15 protein-coding genes and 1 pseudogene are annotated in these 18996 nt (G+C 34.2%); 4 read left to right on the top strand and 12 right to left on the bottom strand.

Annotated elements, in window-relative coordinates; genetic code table 11:
• Nucleotides 1-4: 4 nt before the first annotated feature.
• From hemN to FNW17_RS13405, 3 genes are all read right to left on the bottom strand, one after another.
• On the bottom strand, nt 5-1369 hold the full coding sequence (gene hemN / locus FNW17_RS13415) for an oxygen-independent coproporphyrinogen III oxidase (RefSeq protein WP_144071898.1): 1365 nt from the start codon (nt 1367-1369) through the stop codon (nt 5-7).
• 139 nt (nt 1370-1508) lie between these two features.
• Nucleotides 1509-3626: a DUF349 domain-containing protein gene (locus tag FNW17_RS13410; RefSeq protein WP_185965309.1), complete on the bottom strand. Its 2118-nt coding sequence runs from the start codon at nt 3624-3626 to the stop codon at nt 1509-1511.
• Nucleotides 3627-4106: 480 nt separating this feature from the next.
• Nucleotides 4107-5006, bottom strand: a complete 900-nt coding sequence (locus tag FNW17_RS13405; RefSeq protein ID WP_144071897.1) for an alpha/beta hydrolase — start codon at nt 5004-5006, stop codon at nt 4107-4109.
• Between the two features lie 373 nt (nt 5007-5379).
• On the opposite strand from FNW17_RS13405, the gene FNW17_RS13400 reads away from it, so the two are divergent.
• From FNW17_RS13400 to FNW17_RS13390, 3 genes and pseudogenes are all read left to right on the top strand, one after another.
• The gene (locus FNW17_RS13400; RefSeq protein ID WP_144070847.1) at nt 5380-5772 is read left to right on the top strand and encodes a helix-turn-helix domain-containing protein; all 393 of its coding nucleotides are present in this window, start codon (nt 5380-5382) and stop codon (nt 5770-5772) included.
• Between the two features lie 25 nt (nt 5773-5797).
• Nucleotides 5798-6370, top strand: a pseudogene (locus FNW17_RS13395) (IS630 family transposase); the annotation flags it as partial.
• Between the two features lie 231 nt (nt 6371-6601).
• Entirely contained in the window at nt 6602-9232 is a 2631-nt protein-coding gene (locus tag FNW17_RS13390; protein ID WP_144071895.1) for a glycoside hydrolase family 3 C-terminal domain-containing protein, read from the top strand.
• Between the two features lie 359 nt (nt 9233-9591).
• On the opposite strand, the gene FNW17_RS13385 is transcribed toward FNW17_RS13390, so the two are convergent.
• The 6 genes from FNW17_RS13385 to FNW17_RS13360 all read right to left on the bottom strand — a co-directional run bounded on the left by FNW17_RS13385 (nt 9592) and on the right by FNW17_RS13360 (nt 15187).
• Entirely contained in the window at nt 9592-11040 is a 1449-nt protein-coding gene (locus FNW17_RS13385) for a family 43 glycosylhydrolase (protein WP_143390772.1), read from the bottom strand.
• A 53-nt stretch (nt 11041-11093) separates the two neighbouring features.
• Nucleotides 11094-11828, bottom strand: coding sequence for an acetylxylan esterase (locus FNW17_RS13380; protein ID WP_144071894.1), 735 nt, complete (start codon nt 11826-11828; stop codon nt 11094-11096).
• Nucleotides 11829-12033: 205 nt separating this feature from the next.
• A complete protein-coding gene (locus tag FNW17_RS13375; protein ID WP_144071893.1) occupies nt 12034-12306 on the bottom strand; it encodes a hypothetical protein in 273 nt (90 codons plus the stop codon).
• Between the two features lie 327 nt (nt 12307-12633).
• Nucleotides 12634-13566: an alpha/beta hydrolase gene (locus FNW17_RS13370; protein ID WP_235893283.1), complete on the bottom strand. Its 933-nt coding sequence runs from the start codon at nt 13564-13566 to the stop codon at nt 12634-12636.
• Nucleotides 13567-13763: 197 nt separating this feature from the next.
• Nucleotides 13764-13991: a hypothetical protein gene (locus FNW17_RS13365; RefSeq protein WP_143390775.1), complete on the bottom strand. Its 228-nt coding sequence runs from the start codon at nt 13989-13991 to the stop codon at nt 13764-13766.
• A gap of 617 nt (nt 13992-14608) precedes the next feature.
• Nucleotides 14609-15187, bottom strand: a complete 579-nt coding sequence (locus tag FNW17_RS13360) for a hypothetical protein (protein WP_143390776.1) — start codon at nt 15185-15187, stop codon at nt 14609-14611.
• A gap of 111 nt (nt 15188-15298) precedes the next feature.
• On the opposite strand from FNW17_RS13360, the gene FNW17_RS13355 reads away from it, so the two are divergent.
• Entirely contained in the window at nt 15299-16189 is an 891-nt protein-coding gene (locus FNW17_RS13355; RefSeq protein ID WP_144071892.1) for a winged helix-turn-helix domain-containing protein, read from the top strand.
• A 221-nt stretch (nt 16190-16410) separates the two neighbouring features.
• Here FNW17_RS13355 and FNW17_RS16580 read toward each other — a convergent pair whose 3' ends face one another.
• The 3 genes from FNW17_RS16580 to FNW17_RS13340 form a co-directional block, all read right to left on the bottom strand.
• Nucleotides 16411-16593, bottom strand: coding sequence for a hypothetical protein (locus FNW17_RS16580; protein WP_235893282.1), 183 nt, complete (start codon nt 16591-16593; stop codon nt 16411-16413).
• 482 nt (nt 16594-17075) lie between these two features.
• Entirely contained in the window at nt 17076-17480 is a 405-nt protein-coding gene (locus tag FNW17_RS13345) for a response regulator (RefSeq protein ID WP_143390778.1), read from the bottom strand.
• A gap of 78 nt (nt 17481-17558) precedes the next feature.
• Nucleotides 17559-18944: a sensor histidine kinase gene (locus tag FNW17_RS13340; protein ID WP_449404056.1), complete on the bottom strand. Its 1386-nt coding sequence runs from the start codon at nt 18942-18944 to the stop codon at nt 17559-17561.
• Between the last annotated feature and the right edge of the window lie 52 nt (nt 18945-18996).

Below are 18996 nucleotides of genomic sequence, written 5' to 3'. Positions count from 1 at the left end.
TCTATTAAATTGTCATCGAAAATAATTTGGTTTCAGGTGCTTTTCTTTTCAAGCGCAAGTCAAATGCCATACAAATGTTGCGTACAAAAGGTTTTCCTGCATTCGTAACTTTAATACCATTTTTTTCGATAATGACCAATCCATCATTTTCCATTTCTTTCAATTGAATTAGAATTTCATGAGCTTCTGCAAAATAAAGCGCTTTGTCTTCCCAAGAAGTTTCAAAATGGCACATCAAGTTCAAAATATGTCTTCGGATGATGAGGTCTTCCTCAGTCAATAAATGGCCTCTGAAAATCGGTAATTTATCAGCTTTCAAAAGTTTATAATAATCTTCTAATTCTTTTACGTTTTGGGCAAAACTGTACCAACTGTCGCTAATAGAAGAAACGCCAAGGCCTATCATCAGTTGGGTTTTAGACGAACTATACCCCATAAAATTACGGTGTAGTTTCCCTTTTTCGAAAGCCTCATACAAACTATCGCTTTTTAAGGCAAAATGATCCATTCCTATTTCATAATATTCATTTTCGAAAAGCAAATCTTTACCCACTTCATAAAGTTTACGTTTCGTTTCGTCCTTAGGAATATCTTCATCATTGAAGCCGCGTTGACCGTTTCCTTTTATCCACGGCACGTGAGCATAACTGTAAAAAGCCAATCGATCTGGTTGCAAAGAATTGGTTTTTTCGATCGTATCAATTATATCATCAATTTCCTGAAATGGTAATCCAAAAATAATATCGTGACCTATAGAAGTATAACCTATTTCCTTAGCCCAAAAGGTAACTTTTGCTACATTATGGAAGGGTTGTAAACGATTAATCGCTTTTTGAACTTTTTCAGAATAGTCTTGAACACCAAAACTGACTCTTCTAAACCCTAAATCATACAGTTTCTGCAAATGGGCACGGGTCGTATTATTAGGATGACCTTCGAAACTAAATTCGTGATCTTTCGCTTTTTCAGCATAGCAGAAAATGCCATTTATTAAATTCTCTAAGTTTTTGGTAGAGAAGAAAGTAGGCGTCCCACCACCCAAGTGAATTTCTTTGATGATAGGTTTTTCTTCAAGAATGTTGCAATATATGGCCCATTCTTTCAAAATCGCTTCTATATATGGATGTTCTACATCGTGGTTTTTTGTAATCCGTTTGTTACAACCACAAAAAGTACACATGCTTTCGCAAAACGGCAAATGGATGTATAAACTTAATCCTTCCTCCGAATTGCTTTCTGTAAAAGACCTTTTTAAAGTGTCAATCCAGTTTTGATAAGTGAAATCAGACTCATCCCAATATGGGACTGTTGGATAGCTCGTGTATCTTGGCCCAGGTACATTGTATTTTTGTAGGATTGAGTTTTTCATAGAAAACATTATTTTTCGATAATCAAATGTAGTACGGAATTGTTAAAATTAAAATGATAATTATCATATTCCGTTTTTACACAAAAAAAACCTCATTCTTTTTAACTTGAATGAGGTTTATTAAATGATTTTATAAAGCTTATACCTGATTTAAATTTCTAATTTGTTTCAGTTTGTCTTTAAGAATTTCCATTTCTTCTTTATGTCTCTCTATGTTTTTTCGAACTTCTAGAACAATGGAATTTTCTTTTTTAGCATTACGAGTATTGGTAAAAAACTGAATATTATTTTCCAATTGAAAAATTTCATTCTTGATTTCATCAATTTTACGCATCAGGAAGATTTTTTCCCCTTCGAGTTTTCTGGTATCATTGCTCTCTGATAATTGATCCATTCTATTAGAAAAACGCATCATTTCAGAATCTTTTTTACTCAAACTCAATTTTTCGAATAACGCATCAAGTACTTTATTAAATTTACCTTCGATGTGTCTTCTGGTGAAAGGAACTTTCCCAAAACCTTTCCAAGTTTCGATATGCAATTTTATGGCATCTAAATCGGTTTTATGATCACCTGTCATCTGAAATTCTCTCAAAGTTTCTAGGTAAGCCTTCTTATTATCAAAAGCTTCAACTTCCTCGCTATTTTCGTCATTTTTTTGCTCTTTTAATTTGTCAAAATAATGATTACAAGCGTCTTTAAATTCAATCCAAATTTTATCAGAGTATTTTCTTGGCACATGACCTATTTGTTTCCACTCTTCCTGAATTTGCTTCATTATAGGTGTGGTTACAGCAAAATCGGCACTTTCTTGAAGTTCTTTAGCTTTGGCTACTAGTGCAGTTTTTCGGCTTAAATTGTTGTTTTGATCTTTTTTGATGTCTTTATAAAACGAATTTTTGAAAGAATTAAAATTTCTCACTGCCGTTTTAAAAGCTGCCCAAGTTTCTTCATTAACTTCCGAGGGTACTTTGCCAGCTGAGAAAAAAGCAGTTCTTAAGGCTTCAACTTTTTCAATTTGTTGGAGCCATTGGGCGTGTGCATTTACTTTTTCAGTTGCCAAAACTTCAATTTTGGCTATTATTTCTTTTTTATTTTCTAAATTCTCAAGCTCAGTACCTCTCATTTTTTCAAACAAAACTTCACGTTTGTCGTGCATTTGCTTGGTCAAATCGCTAAACTTATTCCAGATTTCGTCACGGTTTTCTCTAGAAACTGGGCCAATATCTTCTTTCCAGATTTTGTGTAAATCTTGTAATTCTCGGAAAGCTTTGTTGATGTCTGCTTCGTTTACCAATTCTTCAACACGGGCAACAATTTTTTGTTTTTGTTCTAAATTGTGTTTAAAATCGAGGTCTCGCGCTTCTCTGTCTAAATGTAAATAGTCATAGAAATTTTCTACGTGAAAATGATAATTATTCCAAACATGATTGTATTTGTCTTTCGGAATGGGGCCTGCATTTTTCCATCGTTCTCTCAAATCATTAAAATGTTTCAAGGTACCTTTGATGTTTTCCTGCGGATTGATAAGTTCTTTCAATTCTTCGACAATCGCCAATCTGTTTTCTAAATTTGTTTTAAGATTGGTTTGCAAACTTTTGAAATGGTCATTTTTATTGTCTCTAAATAACGAATAAAACTGGTCAAATTGTGATTTCAACGGAAAATGATATGCAAATTCTTCTGTAGTATCTGGGTTTTCAGCAAGGAATTCCTCTTTTTTCTCTTCTAAAAGATGGTAATATTTTGCTAAGAATGATTTTTTTATTTCTTCGACGTGATCTTTTATCGACATCACTTTTTCATTGGTAACCAAATTTTTCAATTCGGCAATGAGTGATTCCATCGAAAGTGCGTCATAATCCAACATCGGGATATCGTGTCTTTCTTTCAAGGTTTCGTCTTCGCTTTCTTCGGCATTATTATCTGCAATGGCGTCGATAATGATGTCTGTATCAGACATTTTTGTTTCGGCAATAGTTTCGCTTTCCGCATCAACAAGTTCAACTGATTCACTTTCGATAGTCTGAAGAACTTCAATTTCATCTGAAATTGGAGTTTCAGGCACTTCAGCAGCTTCATTTTCAGTTTCTACACTGCTTTCCGCAACTGTTTCAATATTTTCGTCTGTCAAATCACTAGTTTCAACTGTTTGAACCTCTTCTAAAACTGTTGTTTCAGCTTGTGTAGTTTCAACCGAATTGTTTTCTAAATTTCCATCTGCTTCAAGCAGGTTATCATTCTTTTCTTCTAACATTTTTTCAATGTATAAGGGTTCATTTTTTTTTCGAATGCGAAAGATAGTAAAGGAAGTTCAAAATTCAAAGGAATTCCTTTATTTATAGTCGTTTTATCTTGTGAATGGGGTTGTTAAGTAGCCATATCTAGCCTCAAAATTGCTAATATGAAACCAAATACATATGAATTTGTCATTTTCTTGAATTAAAATGTATTGAAATGTAACTTTTCGTAAGAATTTTAAAATTAAACAAAATTCATAAAAATAACCATTAACGATGAATGTTTTACAGGTTGAGTTTGTAATAATAGTTCACGAAATCTACTAGTATAAGATGTTTATGAGGGTTTATTGTTGAAATTATCACTAAATTCTGGTTTTAAGCCAATTGCTATCGCTTAAAACTCGTTACAGGAAGAATTAACGGTAATTAATTACTCTATTTATGTGTTGATGATACGATTATTTTCGAACAAAAATCTAATAAAAAAGTCAATATTATTTTTTTTGGGATTCTTTCAAGAAGAAATCATTCATTTTTTTGAAAGTACTTTCATTGAATGTAACGGGGCCATGCTGGCCTTCTGGGACAGAAATAAATTCGGACAAGAGTCCTTTGCCTTTTAATGCTTTTGCGAAAAGTTCGCTTTGACAATGCGGTACAATAGTATCGGCTTCGCCGTGAATTACTATAAATTGAGGATCTGTTTTGTCAATGAAGGTGATTGGATTAAGAAGCGCAATCATATCAAGGTTGTCAGCTGGGTTGCCTCTGATAAGAGCGGCTTCGGGAGAGTTTCCTTCTTTTGGCTTTTTGCATTCATTCATGAGAGCCATATCAATAGGTCCAAACCAATCGACTACAGCGTTTACTGAACTACTAACTGAGGGGTAGACTCCTATATCGCCTTCAATATTAATTGTCTTTTTGCCCACCGTAAATTTTTTAACACCGTTGGATGCTCCTGCCAATGATGCCAGATGTCCACCTGAAGAAAAACCTGTAATACCGATAAATGATGCGTCAATTTTATATTTATCTGCATTTGCTCTTACAAAACGTATCGCAGCCTTAACATCATTGATTTGAGCCGGATAAACAGCATCGGAACTTGCTCTGTGGTTGATAGCTATTACTGCAAAACCGCTTTCGAGCAACTTATTTCCTAAAGGTTCTAATACAGTTTGTTTCATATTATTACCAAACCACGCACTACCGTATATGACAACTATTACCTTATGTGTAGATTTTTGATTATTAGGCAAATAGATGTCAAGGTTGTGATACTCTTTTCCATCATTTGCATAATTAAGGTTGAGCCATTGACTGTTATAATTTTGTCCAAATGAGGTTACAATGCAAAATAAAGCAAATATTGTTACCAAAAAAGTTCTCATATTTTATAATTGATCAATTTTTATTTGAATTAGTAAAAGGATTATTCTCATCATTAACTTGTGCCATTTTTTATGTCTTGTAAACAAAGTGAAACTAGGAGAAAACTACCTTTTTTAACTCCAACAAATATAGTAAAATAGTTATTAAAACAGGATTTTCTTATTTTTTTATAAATATAGAGATCATCTGAATTATTCGCTTTAAGATGTATGAAAGCGAATAATTGTTTTAGTTTTATCAATTCTACTTTATGTTTTGATTGTTGTTCTAGCAGAATATTAAATCATTGGAGTGTTTATCATAAGTAGGCAGAATAAAATAATGTCGCATATTGTTGTTTATATGTAATAATATTTGTATATTTATCTCCTTATGAGATATGTAACACTTAAAAAAGAAGAGATTGGGGTATTGGAATACCAACATCAAAATAGTCCTAATAATACTGTTAGAAAACGTAGTCAATGCCTTGTTTTATCGCATCAAAGACACAAGATTAAGGACTTGGCCTCTATTTTTAAAGTCAGTCGCAGAACCATTGAACGGTGGTTTGATAGTTGGGCTGAAATCGGGGTTGATTCCCTTGCAATATCAGAGGGAAGAGGAGCTAAAACCCTTTTAAAAGACTATTCCAAAGAGGTTTCGGAGCAATTAGAACTTCACAATAGAAATTTAAAAAATGTATTAATTTACTTTGAAGAACAACACAATATCAACATCTGCAAAAAAACATTGCAGAATTTTTTAAAAGTTACTGGGTTATAGTTGAAAAAGAGCTAGACTCTCATTAAAAGGTAAACGAAACGAAGAACAATTTCGATTTAAACAAAAGCAAATAGAAACATTAAAGAGTTTGGAAGATAGCGGATATATTGATTTATATTTTGGAGACCAAAGTCATTTTGGACTCACTCCCAATGTGCCTTATGCTAGGCAAACAAAGGATAATCAAGTATTGTTGCCTGCTGCTAAAGGCAAATATCAAAATGTAGTTGGATTAATGACTCGTAAAAACAAGCTATATTTTGAAATACTTGAATCAACATTTAATTCAGATAGAATTATCTGTTTTATGGATCGTTTTGTGGAACAAACTATTAAAAAAACGGTTGTGATTCTTGACAATTCACCAATACATAAATCAAAGAAGTTTATGGCTAAAATAGAACAATGGAAAGAAAAGGATGTTTTGATTTACTTTTTACCACCGTATTCTCCAGAGTTAAATCTGATAGAAATTCTATGGCGAAGAATAAAATATCATTGGTTGGGTTTTGATGCTTATAAAAGCTTTGAAAATCTCAAAGAACAATTAAATTTTGTGCTGAATAATTTTGGCACAAAATACGACATTAAATTTTAACCTTTACTTAGTTGAAATTTTTAATATTATTCTATTAAGTATTTATATATTAGCCATTATATGTATCGCCTTAATATAAATATGTGCCCAAGTAATTAAACCTTATTGCAAGAATCCTGTCAAATGGAAGATATCAATATTCCGTTACAAATAATAAAGACTTAAAATAAACCAAAAACTATCCATTACAGGAAAAAATAATAACTAAATACAATAAAAACCCAATATTTTATGAGAAATAAACGAATCAAAGGAGTAGTTACTTTAGCTTTAATGTGTTTCGCGACAATTGGTTTTTCGCAGAGTCAGGATTATAAATTTCCTTTTCAGAATCCAAATCTAACCTTTGAACAAAGAGTAGATGATTTGGTATCGCGTATGACCTTAGAAGAAAAAGTTGCCCAAATGATGAACAAAGCTCCAGCGATTGAACGTTTGGGTATCCCTGCTTATGATTGGTGGAATGAGGTTTTGCATGGAGTAGCCAGATCGCCGTTTAATGTAACGGTATATCCACAGGCAATAGCGATGGCAGCAACCTGGAATACCCCGTCTTTGAAAACTATGGCCGATTACTCGGCTACGGAAGGACGAGCAATTTATGAAAAATCAGTAGAAACAGGAAAGGAAGGACAACGCTATATAGGATTAACTTATTGGAGTCCAAATGTGAATATTTTTCGGGACCCACGTTGGGGAAGAGGGCAGGAAACCTATGGTGAGGACCCTTTTCTAACATCGATGTTGGGGAAAGCCTTTGTACAAGGTCTTCAGGGAGATGATCCAAAATATCTAAAATCCGCAGCTTGCGCGAAGCATTATGCCGTTCACAGTGGGCCCGAAAAATTACGTCATGTATTTGATGTTAAGCCTTCTAATTACGATTTATGGAATACGTATCTACCAGCTTTTAAAGAGCTAATTGTTAATACAGATGTTGCTGGAGTAATGTGTGCTTACAATGCGTTTGAAGGGCAACCTTGCTGTGGAAGTGACCCACTTATGGTAGATATTCTTCGCAACCAGTGGGAATTTAACGGGTATGTAACTTCGGATTGTTGGGCTATCGATGATTTTTTTAAAAACCATAAAACCCATGCCGATGCTCAACATGCTTCGGCAGATGCAGTGATGCACGGAACCGATATTGATTGTGGTACAGCGGCATATTTAGCACTTGTAGACGCAGTAAAATCAAAATTAATTACCGAAAAACAAATTGATGTATCGATAAAACGACTTTTTATGGTACGTTTCCGATTAGGGATGTTTGATCCTGCCTCGATGGTTAAGTATGCAAATACACCTATTTCGGTTTTGGAAAGTGATCCTCATAAGGCTCAATCACTAAAAATGGCAAGGGAGTCTATTGTATTGCTAAAGAATACTAACAATGTTTTACCATTGAAAAAAAAGAACATTCGTAAAATTGCTGTAGTAGGTCCAAATGCAGATAATGCATTGGCTGTACTAGGCAATTATAACGGAACACCTTCTCAAGTTGAAACTGCATTAATGGGTATTAAAGAAAAAGTTGGTAAGGATGTAGAAGTGGTTTATGAGAAAGGTGTAAATTTTACAGATGGTAACATACTTCAAGCGGAAGACATTAGCAAATTCTGTTCATTTGAAGGGAAGCAAGGTTTTAAAGCGGAGTATTTCAATAGCAATACTTTTACAGGAACTCCAGTATTGACCAGAATGGAAAACCAATTAGACAATTTTTGGCAAGAAGGAGAACAAATTACCGAATCATTGAAAGCTTATAATTTTTCGGCTCGTTATACAACTGATTTCACTGCAGATAGGACTGACGAAATTACTTTTGAAATTGCTGCTGATGATAGTTTTCAGTTTTTTGTGGATGGTAAAATGCAAATAGGTTCTTTTGGCAATAGTTCGGGTGAATTGAAATCTACAAAACTAAATGTGGTTAAGGGAACAACTTATCGTCTAGAAGTTAAATATAGACAAAAAGAGGGAAAAGCATCTGTGAAACTAGCTGCTGGTAAGTATGTGAAAACGGACTTTAAAGCTGTGGCGAATCGTTTGAAAGATGCTGATGCCATTATTTATGTAGGAGGTATTTCTCCTCAATTAGAAGGCGAAGAAATGCCAGTAAATTATCCAGGTTTTGATGGAGGAGACCGTACTTCAATACTTTTGCCAGAGGCACAGACAGAATTTATGAAAGCCCTAAAAGATACCGGAAAACCAGTTGTGTTCGTGATGATGACGGGTAGTGCTATTGCGATTCCTTGGGAATCCGAAAACATTCCTGCAATTATAAATGCTTGGTATGGCGGACAATCAGCTGGAACAGCAATTGCAGATGTGCTGTTTGGTGATTACAATCCAGCAGGTCGTCTTCCGGTAACCTTCTACAAAAGTGATAGTGACTTACCTAGCTTTACGGATTATAGTATGGATAATAGGACCTATCGCTATTTCAAGGGAGAAGCTTTATACCCTTTTGGATTTGGATTAAGTTATACTTCATTCAAGTATAATAAACTAAAAGTTTCAAAAAAAGTAGTAGAAGGGAAGGTTTTGCCTATAAGTGTGCAAGTAACCAACACAGGTCAGATTGATGGTGATGAAGTGGTTCAGTTGTATATATCTTTTCCTAATTCAAATATAAAAACACCAATAAGAGCATTGAAAGGATTTCAGCGTATTTCTTTGAAAAAAGGGGAAAGTAAAAATGTACAATTTGTGTTGAACCCTGAAGATTTATCGATAATAAGTGAATCAGGAAAAGCGATACTACCTTTGGGTAATTTTAATATCAGTGTTGGTGGAGGACAAACAGAAAATGTGGTAAAAAGTATTGTTAGTGTGACCAAGGGCAACAACAAATAATTAATTTTATTCTAAAGATTTATAAATTAGTTTAAGAAATTATTACAAGTAATTAAATATTAACCCGTTGGATGTAATTAGTTTTTGATGGTGATTTTTCGTCAGTTCGAGTGATTTTCCTTAAAAAATCGTATCGAGAACAAGAAAAATATCATTAAAAACGATTCTCTATAGATTTTTTGTTCCTCCCGTTAGCTATCGGGATTCCACAAAAAAAACACTCGAATTGACGTTTTTAATATTTACACCCAATGGGTTAAATATTACTTTTTCTAGATCAAAACCTTTTAAAGCCGAATTGAAACATAAAAAAAGACGCAGATAATTAAAACTGCGTCTTTTTTCATCAAAATGTTTTATCAATCCTTAAAATTCCATTTAGAATTGTCGCTATTCATATCAAACGGTGCAAGTGTCGGTGTGCTATCTCCCGAAGATACTAGTGCTAACTTTTCCTTTGAATTTGGAACTACCTTAGGCATTATTCTATAGGTTCCATCAGTTAATAAATCGATTCGCCATAGTTGTTCAGCAGCGCCAGTAAATTTTGGAACTGTTACTAATTCAGATTCTGCTGTTGCTGCCAATGCTCTTTCTGTTCCTGCAATGATTATTTTATAATATTGACCTCCAAGATAGCCTCCTCCTTCAGGAACGGCTGTAACTGTCCATTTTTGATGTGGTCGGGCCATATAATCTCCGATTCTTACATCAATATTTCCAGTTGGCCAAGTTTTGATAACATCCGATAATACTTGAGATGGAATAGATTTTATAGGTTCATCATTGTTAGCATTCATTCCGCGCATACCACCTGACATTCTTGTAAAATCAACAATCAATTCTAAAGAATAACCTCGTCTTTCGGACTCAATTTCATAGGTGCCTTCTTTAAAAATATCTCCAGCAACTGGCCATCCATTTTTCCATAATATAGGTCTTATTCCTAATACGCTACGTCCACTTTGATCTAAATCTGCCTCGTAATGTAGAGACATTTTTTCAACTCCATTCTCAAGAACCGTACGCCCAAAGTGGCCAGCACCATTAACTCTTCCTCCACCTGATGAAACTACCATCTTGCCACCACCTCTTATCATATCTCTTCCCATATTATCAAGGTATGGCCCTATTACTTTTTTGGAACGACCAACAACGATGTTATAGGTTGAGTTAGCACCATCGCAACAGGTTCCGTGTGTTCCAAAAAGATAATACCATCCGTCACGGTATTCCAAATCAGTGGCTTCACAATCTATAGCTATATCTATTGCTTTATTTCCTTTTGCACGATTACCTGTTTTAGGGTCAAGTTCTACAAGACGAATGAATCCAAAATAGGTACCGTAAGATAACCATAATCGTCCATCGGTTGGGTCTAGTAAAAGACCTGGATCGATGGCATCATTGTCTTCCATATTTTTAGATTCTGCAACCACGATAGATTCTGAATATTTAAAATCAGGGGAGTTGGGGTCAAGTGTTTTATTCCACATGGTATTTATTTTACCATCATGTCCGCCTCCCAAACCACCACCAGTTGAACCATAGACGATAAGGTAACGATCGCCAATTTTTATGGCATCAGGCGCGGCTCCTCCTCCAGGTCTCACTCCGCCACTGTTCCAAGTCCAACCGTCTTCGGATATTAATCCGCCTCCACGTGTGCCAAATGTATAATACTTTCCATCACATTCCATAATAGTCGATGGGTCATGTATAAAGGGTTTGCCAATTTGTGCCAGCAAATTTCCCGTTAACACTATTGATAAAAGGGCAGTGCCCATTATTTTAATTCTTGATTTCATAATAAATACAATTTCTAAACAATTGAGATTTTAAATAAGAAGATTAATTAATGTTATTCATAACTAATCGTCATGCCTTTTATGGGTTTTCCGTTTTCATCCAGAAAGCGAACACAGAAATCACTCATTCCAGGACCGTTGATTACGGCACCTCGAACAATGTTTTTCCCTTTGTTAAGCTTTAATCGGTTAGAAACAACATCATCCATTACCATACGTCTGTCGCCAGAAAGTAAAACCGCTTCTTTACCATTAAGCCACCACATTGAGGCTGAATTTGACCCTACTGCCATTCTTACGTTTTTCATTTCTTGCGGACAGTTCACTACAGTTACTGCCCAAAATAGAACTCCATATATTTGTTTGTCTAAGCCATATGCGAAACGAAATAATTTCACATTGAAATTATTGCTCTCCAAAGCATGCCATTTTAGTTCTTGGTCTGCCACTTTTACTATATCTCCGTGTTTAGGAATAACAGTAAATTGGTTTGGAAAATACTCTGTTGCAAAGGCAGTTCTTAAATAACTATCTACAAAAACAGTATTGCCACGGTTGGTTTTGTTAATGGGTTCTAAGAGCAACCAACGTTGAATGAAACCATCAGAATCTGGTGTTTTTTTCTTTGTTGTGGCTGGGTTGAAGTAGGGTGCAATGCTTCGTTTAGCATCGCTTTTGGGAATAGCCTGAATTTGCCTCTCTGGAGTAACAGATTGTCCACGTAATGCTGATCCTCCTAAAATTACAAAGCCCATCGCTAGCAACAATATTTTGCGTTTAATGTTCATAATAAATTTTTACAGTGTTTATCGTTATTGTTATTTTAAAAAATAATAAGTGTATTTTTTACAAATATAATTTTTATTTTTAATTTTCACTACATTAGTATTAAATATTGTGTCTAAATAGCAATGGATTAAGTAGTTGATGTTTGCAAATATTTAGAAAATTTAAAGTATTGTATAATGGAAAGTGATTTACAAGAATTAGTGTTTAATTTTCAGCACTGCATTCCATAATTTTCAGGATAGTGTTGTACCAAGTTACATATTTTAAATGAAATGCTAAAGGTCCACGACTTGTTCCGCTTGCGTTACTATTCTTTATACCTGTCGCGTTATTAAAATCATTTTGGTTTGGATAAATAAAAACTGAAATTTTTTCGTGTTTTGGGTCTTTCAATTCGGTTCTAATTCTTTCGTAATTCAATTCGAGAGCTTTAGAAATATCTTCGGCTTCGCTTTCAAGAATTCCGTTGTAAGTCACTACAAAATGTGTTGAATTTATTTTCTTGGTATCGCTTTCAGCTCTTAATTTTCGGATTAGGAATGTTATGAAAAATAGTGTTGCTAAACCGCCAATAGAAAGTATAATAATCTTGATTATTATTTTTAGTTTTTCATTGGTTTAAGTTTTAATTCGTTGTTTCTCTGCTGTTCCGAAAATATAATGGCTAAGGTTTTGTCGCTTTTCGAGGTTGCAAATTAAGGGAGCATACACATTCGGTTAATCACAATTTTCCAACTACAAAACAATCTTTATATTAAGCCTAATTCCTGATTATTGTTTACTAGCTGTTACCTTCTAGCATTATTACTGTTTTAATAACCATTCAATTAATTCGTCATTATTTACAATACTCCAGGAATGCGGATGCCTACTATTGTCAGGTTTTCTATAACCTTTATTTTGTGTTATTATCAATTCTGCTTTAGTATTTCCAAGTCTATTCAGTTCATTAATCATTGCTGAACATTCGGTCGCATTCATACTCGTAAAGTCTGCTCCACGTTCTTTTAACCACCAATATATGTCAGGTTCTGTGTAAATTCTCAAAGGGATATTGGATAGTTTTTTAATTTCTCTTTGAGTTGTGTCAGAAAATGAATAAGGAGAAATATTGTAATATTCGGTAAGGTTTGTTGTTGGACTTCCACCAGTTTCTTTTTCAAGTCTGTCTACCATATAAACATACTCTTGGTTGGCTTCGTTGTCATTTGAAAGTCGAATATCTCTTTTTGCGGAATTATAAAATCTTTCAAAGTCGAGTGGGGGGTCAATCGCAAAAACTGCTATTGGTTTAATTTCTGCATTTTCGGCATATTTAATCGCACAACTACCACCAATTGAAAATCCACCAATATAAAATTTTTGATCAATAAGTTTGTGTTTAGAAGTTACATCTTTTAAAATTCTGTCAAAAGTTTGTAGGCTTAAACTATCTACTCCAAAAGACAAAACTCCGTCTTGAAAAGTTGGAATAATTGTCAAAATTCCTTTTAAAACTAATTTGTTGGGTAAGTCAGTTTGTTGTAAAACGTTTTCTGCTGTTTCTCCAAAACCTGAAATTAGAATAACATATCCTGTCCAAGGAAGTTTTGGCGGATATAGTATGGTGTAACAGTTTTTTGTTGTGTCTGTTTGATCAAGAAAAACGGTCTCTATTTTTGGGTTAGATGCTTTCTGTCCATTACTATTAATAGCAAAAAGTGAAAAAGTCAAAATTATTAAAAAAAGTCTATTCATAATTGTCTATTCATAATTGTCTGTTCTTTTTTTTGTTTGCGGTACGCTACGTTTGTAGGTAAAGTTTTTGGGCTTGGCGAGGATGCAAACTTTGTAACCGTTTATTTTCCACTAAGATAGTATTTCTTGTGAAATGCATACGCGAATTTATTACAAAATTTGCAATTACATGAAAATGGATGTTATTTGCTGTTGCGTTAATCTATAAGTTCACTTTTTTTAGATTTCAGAGTTTCTATATCAACTTCTAAACTCGAAATTTTATATTCAACTTTTCTATTATTAGCATTTATAGCTAAAACAACTAACACTATATAGAAAATAGCGCTAAATACAATTGTATTTTTTAAACCGAAATCTTCAACTGTACTCGTTCCATGACGACCTGGCACAAAAGGAAGTATTACAATTGCTATTCCAGCCAAAATGATATTTTTTATAACGTTCCATTTTTTTTCTTGGAAGAATTGCTAATTGAGCTTCCATTTCCTTTATTTTAAATTCATATTCCTTCTCCGTCATAATGGAATTTCAATCGGTTTGTTTGAGTTCTAGGCAATTGAATATAACGAACGTTTCGCAACTAGAACTATTGGCGGAAAACGAGCTGAGTTCTTTCGGCCAAGATAGAAAATTTTTGCGATCGAAATCTATAAATAACCCAAAAACGCCATTAGTTTAAGTTGATGCTAGCAGTAGTTTTTTTAATAATTTCCGCTTTTTCTCAAAATTTTCCTTGCTAATTTCTATCGCAGCAAATTGTTATTGGAAATCATCAAGCACTAAATTGTTATCAATTCAATATCCATGATTATTCTTGAAAGGCATTTTGAGAAATATTCGGCTAGTATAAAATCGTTGATTTGCAGGATTTTAATGGTTTTGCTAGTGTTTCCAGTAGGGCTACGGGAGATTCTTCGAACATTTATTAAGGTTTTTTGAGACGATAGAACCGGTTTTAATCGCTATTGCCTCCGGCCAGTTATGCGCCACTCTGTTCGGGTGCAGCCTTGGGTGTCGCTAATCGTGGGACGCCTAATCCTCAGCAACCGTTATTTTTGCTAAAGTCACGTTTAAAAAGTATCTTGTTATTTCGCACAATATAATTGCCCGATATAATCAAGTAGGGGTGATTAGGCGAACTACCTGCACTGCGGCTTCTTATAATTATTTTGTCGTTAACTTTCAGGTTTTTTAACTGCTGAAAATCATTTGGAATAAATTGCATCATATATTCATCGCCATAAATCCTGACTATAAGCCATTTTGGCCCTGATGATTTCGCGTTTTCGCGCTTAAAAGTAAGTGAGGTCACCACAGCTTCCATATTGGTGAAAGCCTTTAAATTCTTCTTTATTTTATAATAACTGGCTTGCACTTTTTTACCTTCAGGCGAAACCTCCCATTCTTTGTACTTTATACCGTCAGGAGAAGCCTCCCATTTTTTCCTGCCATCCAGGTCGGCTTTCCTGTCAGCAATGGACAACGACTTTGGGGACGGCTTAGTTTCATTTTTAATTTCACGATTAGCACCCGAGCCGTAGGCGAACGGAGCGAAGCTAAATACTAGTCCGCTCACCACAGCTAGGGGTAAGATCAGCACATAGATGATTTTTTTCATATGTTTCATATCCTTTAAAATTGATTCTGCAAATTTACTTTGATATTTTTCGGACTGAGTGATTGGGATTGTAAATAAAAATGTAAACTTTGTAAATAAAAACTTGACACTATGCATCATAGTCGAAATCTCCTCTCTGGAAAACGCAAATACCTATTCGCATTGATAGTACTCTCGTTTATCTCTGTTATCTGCTTGGCTTTCAGTACGGAGGATGGTGATGATTTTGATATCTCCAGAAGGGAACTTTTACTCCGCAGGATCGGACATGAACTACTTTTACAGTCGGGCGACAGTACATCAAGAGTTCTTCCTGTAAAAAAGATTGCAGAAAATGAATACCAGATCAGGTTTGAGAATAAGCTTTCTTTTCAACCGGTCTCTTTGGTGAACACTACTCAGCGTTTGTTGGTCAAAGACCCGCTGTCACGTGATTATGTTGTTAACGTTCTGAACTGTGGTAACCCCAGTGTAGTTTATGGATTCGCTATATCCAAAAATAAAAAAGATGATATTGTATCCTGCGTAGGAAGAAAGCAACCCATCGCCTGTTACATAATCAACATTAAATTCAAACCGAATGGTATGATTACAACAAAGAATAAATATTTTTTGGGTGGTCTGTCATTTTTAGCATTTATTGGCTTTATTTATTTGAAATCTGTTAAGCTTCGGAAAACTTTGCCTGACAACCAACACACTGACATGTTAACTTTAGGCGCTGTGTTGTTCGATACGAAAAACAAAAAACTCATCATCAACGGAAATACAATAGACCTGACCGGAACGGAAACCCGTGTATTGCTCATTTTTGCCTTGTCTCCTAACGAGATTATAGAGCGAAGCCGGCTACAAAAAGAGATATGGGAAGATGAAGGTGTTGTTGTGGGGCGCAGTCTGGATATGTTCATATCAAAACTTAGAAAAAAATTGGAATTTGATCCGAATATCAAAATTGTTGTTATACGAGGCAAAGGATATAAGCTTGAAATTAGCGCTTAAGATAATCTTTCATCTCGGAACTGAAGTTGTTAGAATTCAATTTGGTATTTGTAAAATTTTATAGTAGTCCATCTGATTCTCGTATGCGACGAGTACTTACTTTCTTTTGTAAACTAAATAAAGCGTTTACAACGCGGTTCTTCAAAACATAGTACCACAGCGGTTCAACATTTACATTACAAAAAACGGAATTATCTTCTTCATAATTCCTATAACCACTATTAACATAATCCCCTTTCGTGAAAAACAATTTCTGCCTCTACCGGATTATAATGTATGTAATTTACACGTTGCTCCATTTTTCTGAAAGTATCTACTATAACGGGATGAAAACCATCTTGCCATAATTTATAATTTTTAGCTCTACCTGATTTCTGATCTTCATAACTAAATTTCCGTAACAACCATTCTCGTCTGCTTTCAGGGTGCTCCTTGATAGCTTATATAATTTTTTTTGAGGTAAACTTTTTGAAATCGCGAATAACATTTTGTAGCTTCCCATAAAATACAGTTACAATTAAATGAATATGACTGCTCATATAGACATAAGCGTAAACACTCAATCCTTTTTCTTTAATACAATAATTTAAGGATTCATATAGGATATTACAATAAATTGGTCGTACCAATAAATCTACCCAATCTACTATTGTTATAGTTATAAAAGTAGGTGTAGTACTATCAATAACTTTGTATTTCTCAGATATTTTTTATTTCAAATATAGCGCTATTGTGGTGATAAACCGCGTTGCAAATGCTACGATTTGAGTATTAATTTAGGTAGGTACTCGTCGCAGACGAGCACCAGTGGGAGATTTGCAGTGAACTTAATCTAAAAATGTAATCTGTGTTGTAATTGGTTTAAAAGTTGATATAAAAACAAAACTCAATTAAGAATTCCTAAAATAACTTCCATTATATTTTGGCTTGATATCGGCTTTACCAAATAACCTGACAGTGCGCTAATGCTTTTAGCTTTTAAAATATCTTTTTCATCAACAGATGAACTCACCATATAAATCACTACTGTTTTAGGCATCATGGGCTTGATAAGCAGGTATTCCTCCAAAAATTCCCACCCATCCATAACAGGCATGTTTATGTCTAAAAATAGAACGTCAGGAATGTTTTCCTTATTGCCCATCTCATCCTTTAGGAAATTAATTGCTTTCAGCCCATTTGAAAACACAATAATCTTATTTACTAGGTCAGTCTTTTTCAGCAAAACTGATGTAGTAAACTGAAAGATATCGTCATCGTCTACAATGCAAAAAGTATTTATCTTATTCATAAATGTTATTTTAAATGTTGTTTTTAGGAAATGTTCAAAAGTCTAGTTCAATTTCTTTTTAAAAATTAGCACATTTTTTTAAATTAAAGAATTATTGAGATTGAAGTAGATAATAAATTTTGTTCCTTTATCTACTTCACTTTCAGCATAAATCGTGCCCCCCATTGTTTCGACTTGATTCTTAGTGATGAACAAGCCTGTACCTTTCGCATCAGGATGCTCGTGAAATGTTTTATTTAGTCCAAAAAGTTTTGCTCCGTGCTTTTCTAGATTAATGCCCATTCCATTGTCTTCGCAGGTTAAGGTAATCATTCCATCTTTATCGATGTGCGATTTAAAAATAATTTGCGGTGCTCTTTTTGGAGATCTATATTTAATCGCATTAGTTAATAAGTTTAAAAAAATACTTTCAAGGTAAATTTTTGGATAATTAATTTTCTCACAATCATTGAAATCGTAAGCAATAGTGGAAGCCGTTTCCTTAATCTGCATTTCCAGATTGATAATATGCTTTGAAACAATATCTTGAAAGAAAAGTTCTTCTTTCGGTATTTCAGTATCTTGTCGTATTCGAACAACATTCGTCAAATCGTTTACCGTAGTAGAAAGATTTTCAAAGGCGATGTCGATTTTTTGAATGAACATGTTTCGCATATCATCATCTGTCTCGTCTTTTAGCAGATTTAACAAAGCGGCTAAATTGGCAACTGGTGATCTTAAATTATGGGAAACGATATACGTAAAATCTTCTAATATATTATTCTTTTTCTCTATCCGATCTGCTAAAAGCTGGAGATTTTCAATATTACGTTTTAGTTCCAACTCATACAGTTTCTGATGCGTAATTTCTCTGGTTATTGTTAAGACATCTTCAGGCATTTCACCCGCTTGATTTTCAAGCGGTATGATTGATAGTTGAAAATAATTGAGTTGATTGATATTAGTATAAGTTTCAAATTCAAACGTTTCGGTTTTATTTGTTTTAAAAGCGGATTCTACGTGGCGAATGAATGATTCATTTATCTCGTTATCACCTTCCCCCTGAACTTCCCGCATATTCTTACCAATAATATTTTCAGCTTCCAAGTTCCGTACTTTGCTAATCGAATCATTGATGAATAGATAGGTTAAATTTTTGTCTATGCGAGTAATGACATCCGGATTACTATTTACCAGTGTCTTGAATTGATTCTCACTGATCGATAACTTTTGGTAGGCAGTGGCTAAGTCTTTCGTTTGTTCTTCAATGATTAGCTGTAAATCTGCGGGCGATCGATATTGTAATGCTTTTGGAAGGAAGCGGTAAAGTACAAAAACAGTAATCCAAGATATCAATGCGGTCATGCTTAAGACTACTGCATTTAGCCGGTATAACGGAATCCAAAATATAGTAGCGTCCACAATATGCGTTGTGCCGCAAAAAAAGATGAATAGAATAATATGACTATCCGTTACTTGTACCAAGTTGTTTCTAATGCTGCAATCAATAACCTATCCGATAGTCTGTCCCCGAAAT

The organism is Flavobacterium franklandianum (assembly GCF_007097365.1).
GTDB lineage: Bacteria > Bacteroidota > Bacteroidia > Flavobacteriales > Flavobacteriaceae > Flavobacterium > Flavobacterium franklandianum.
This window is presented reverse-complemented; position numbering and strand designations above follow the sequence as displayed.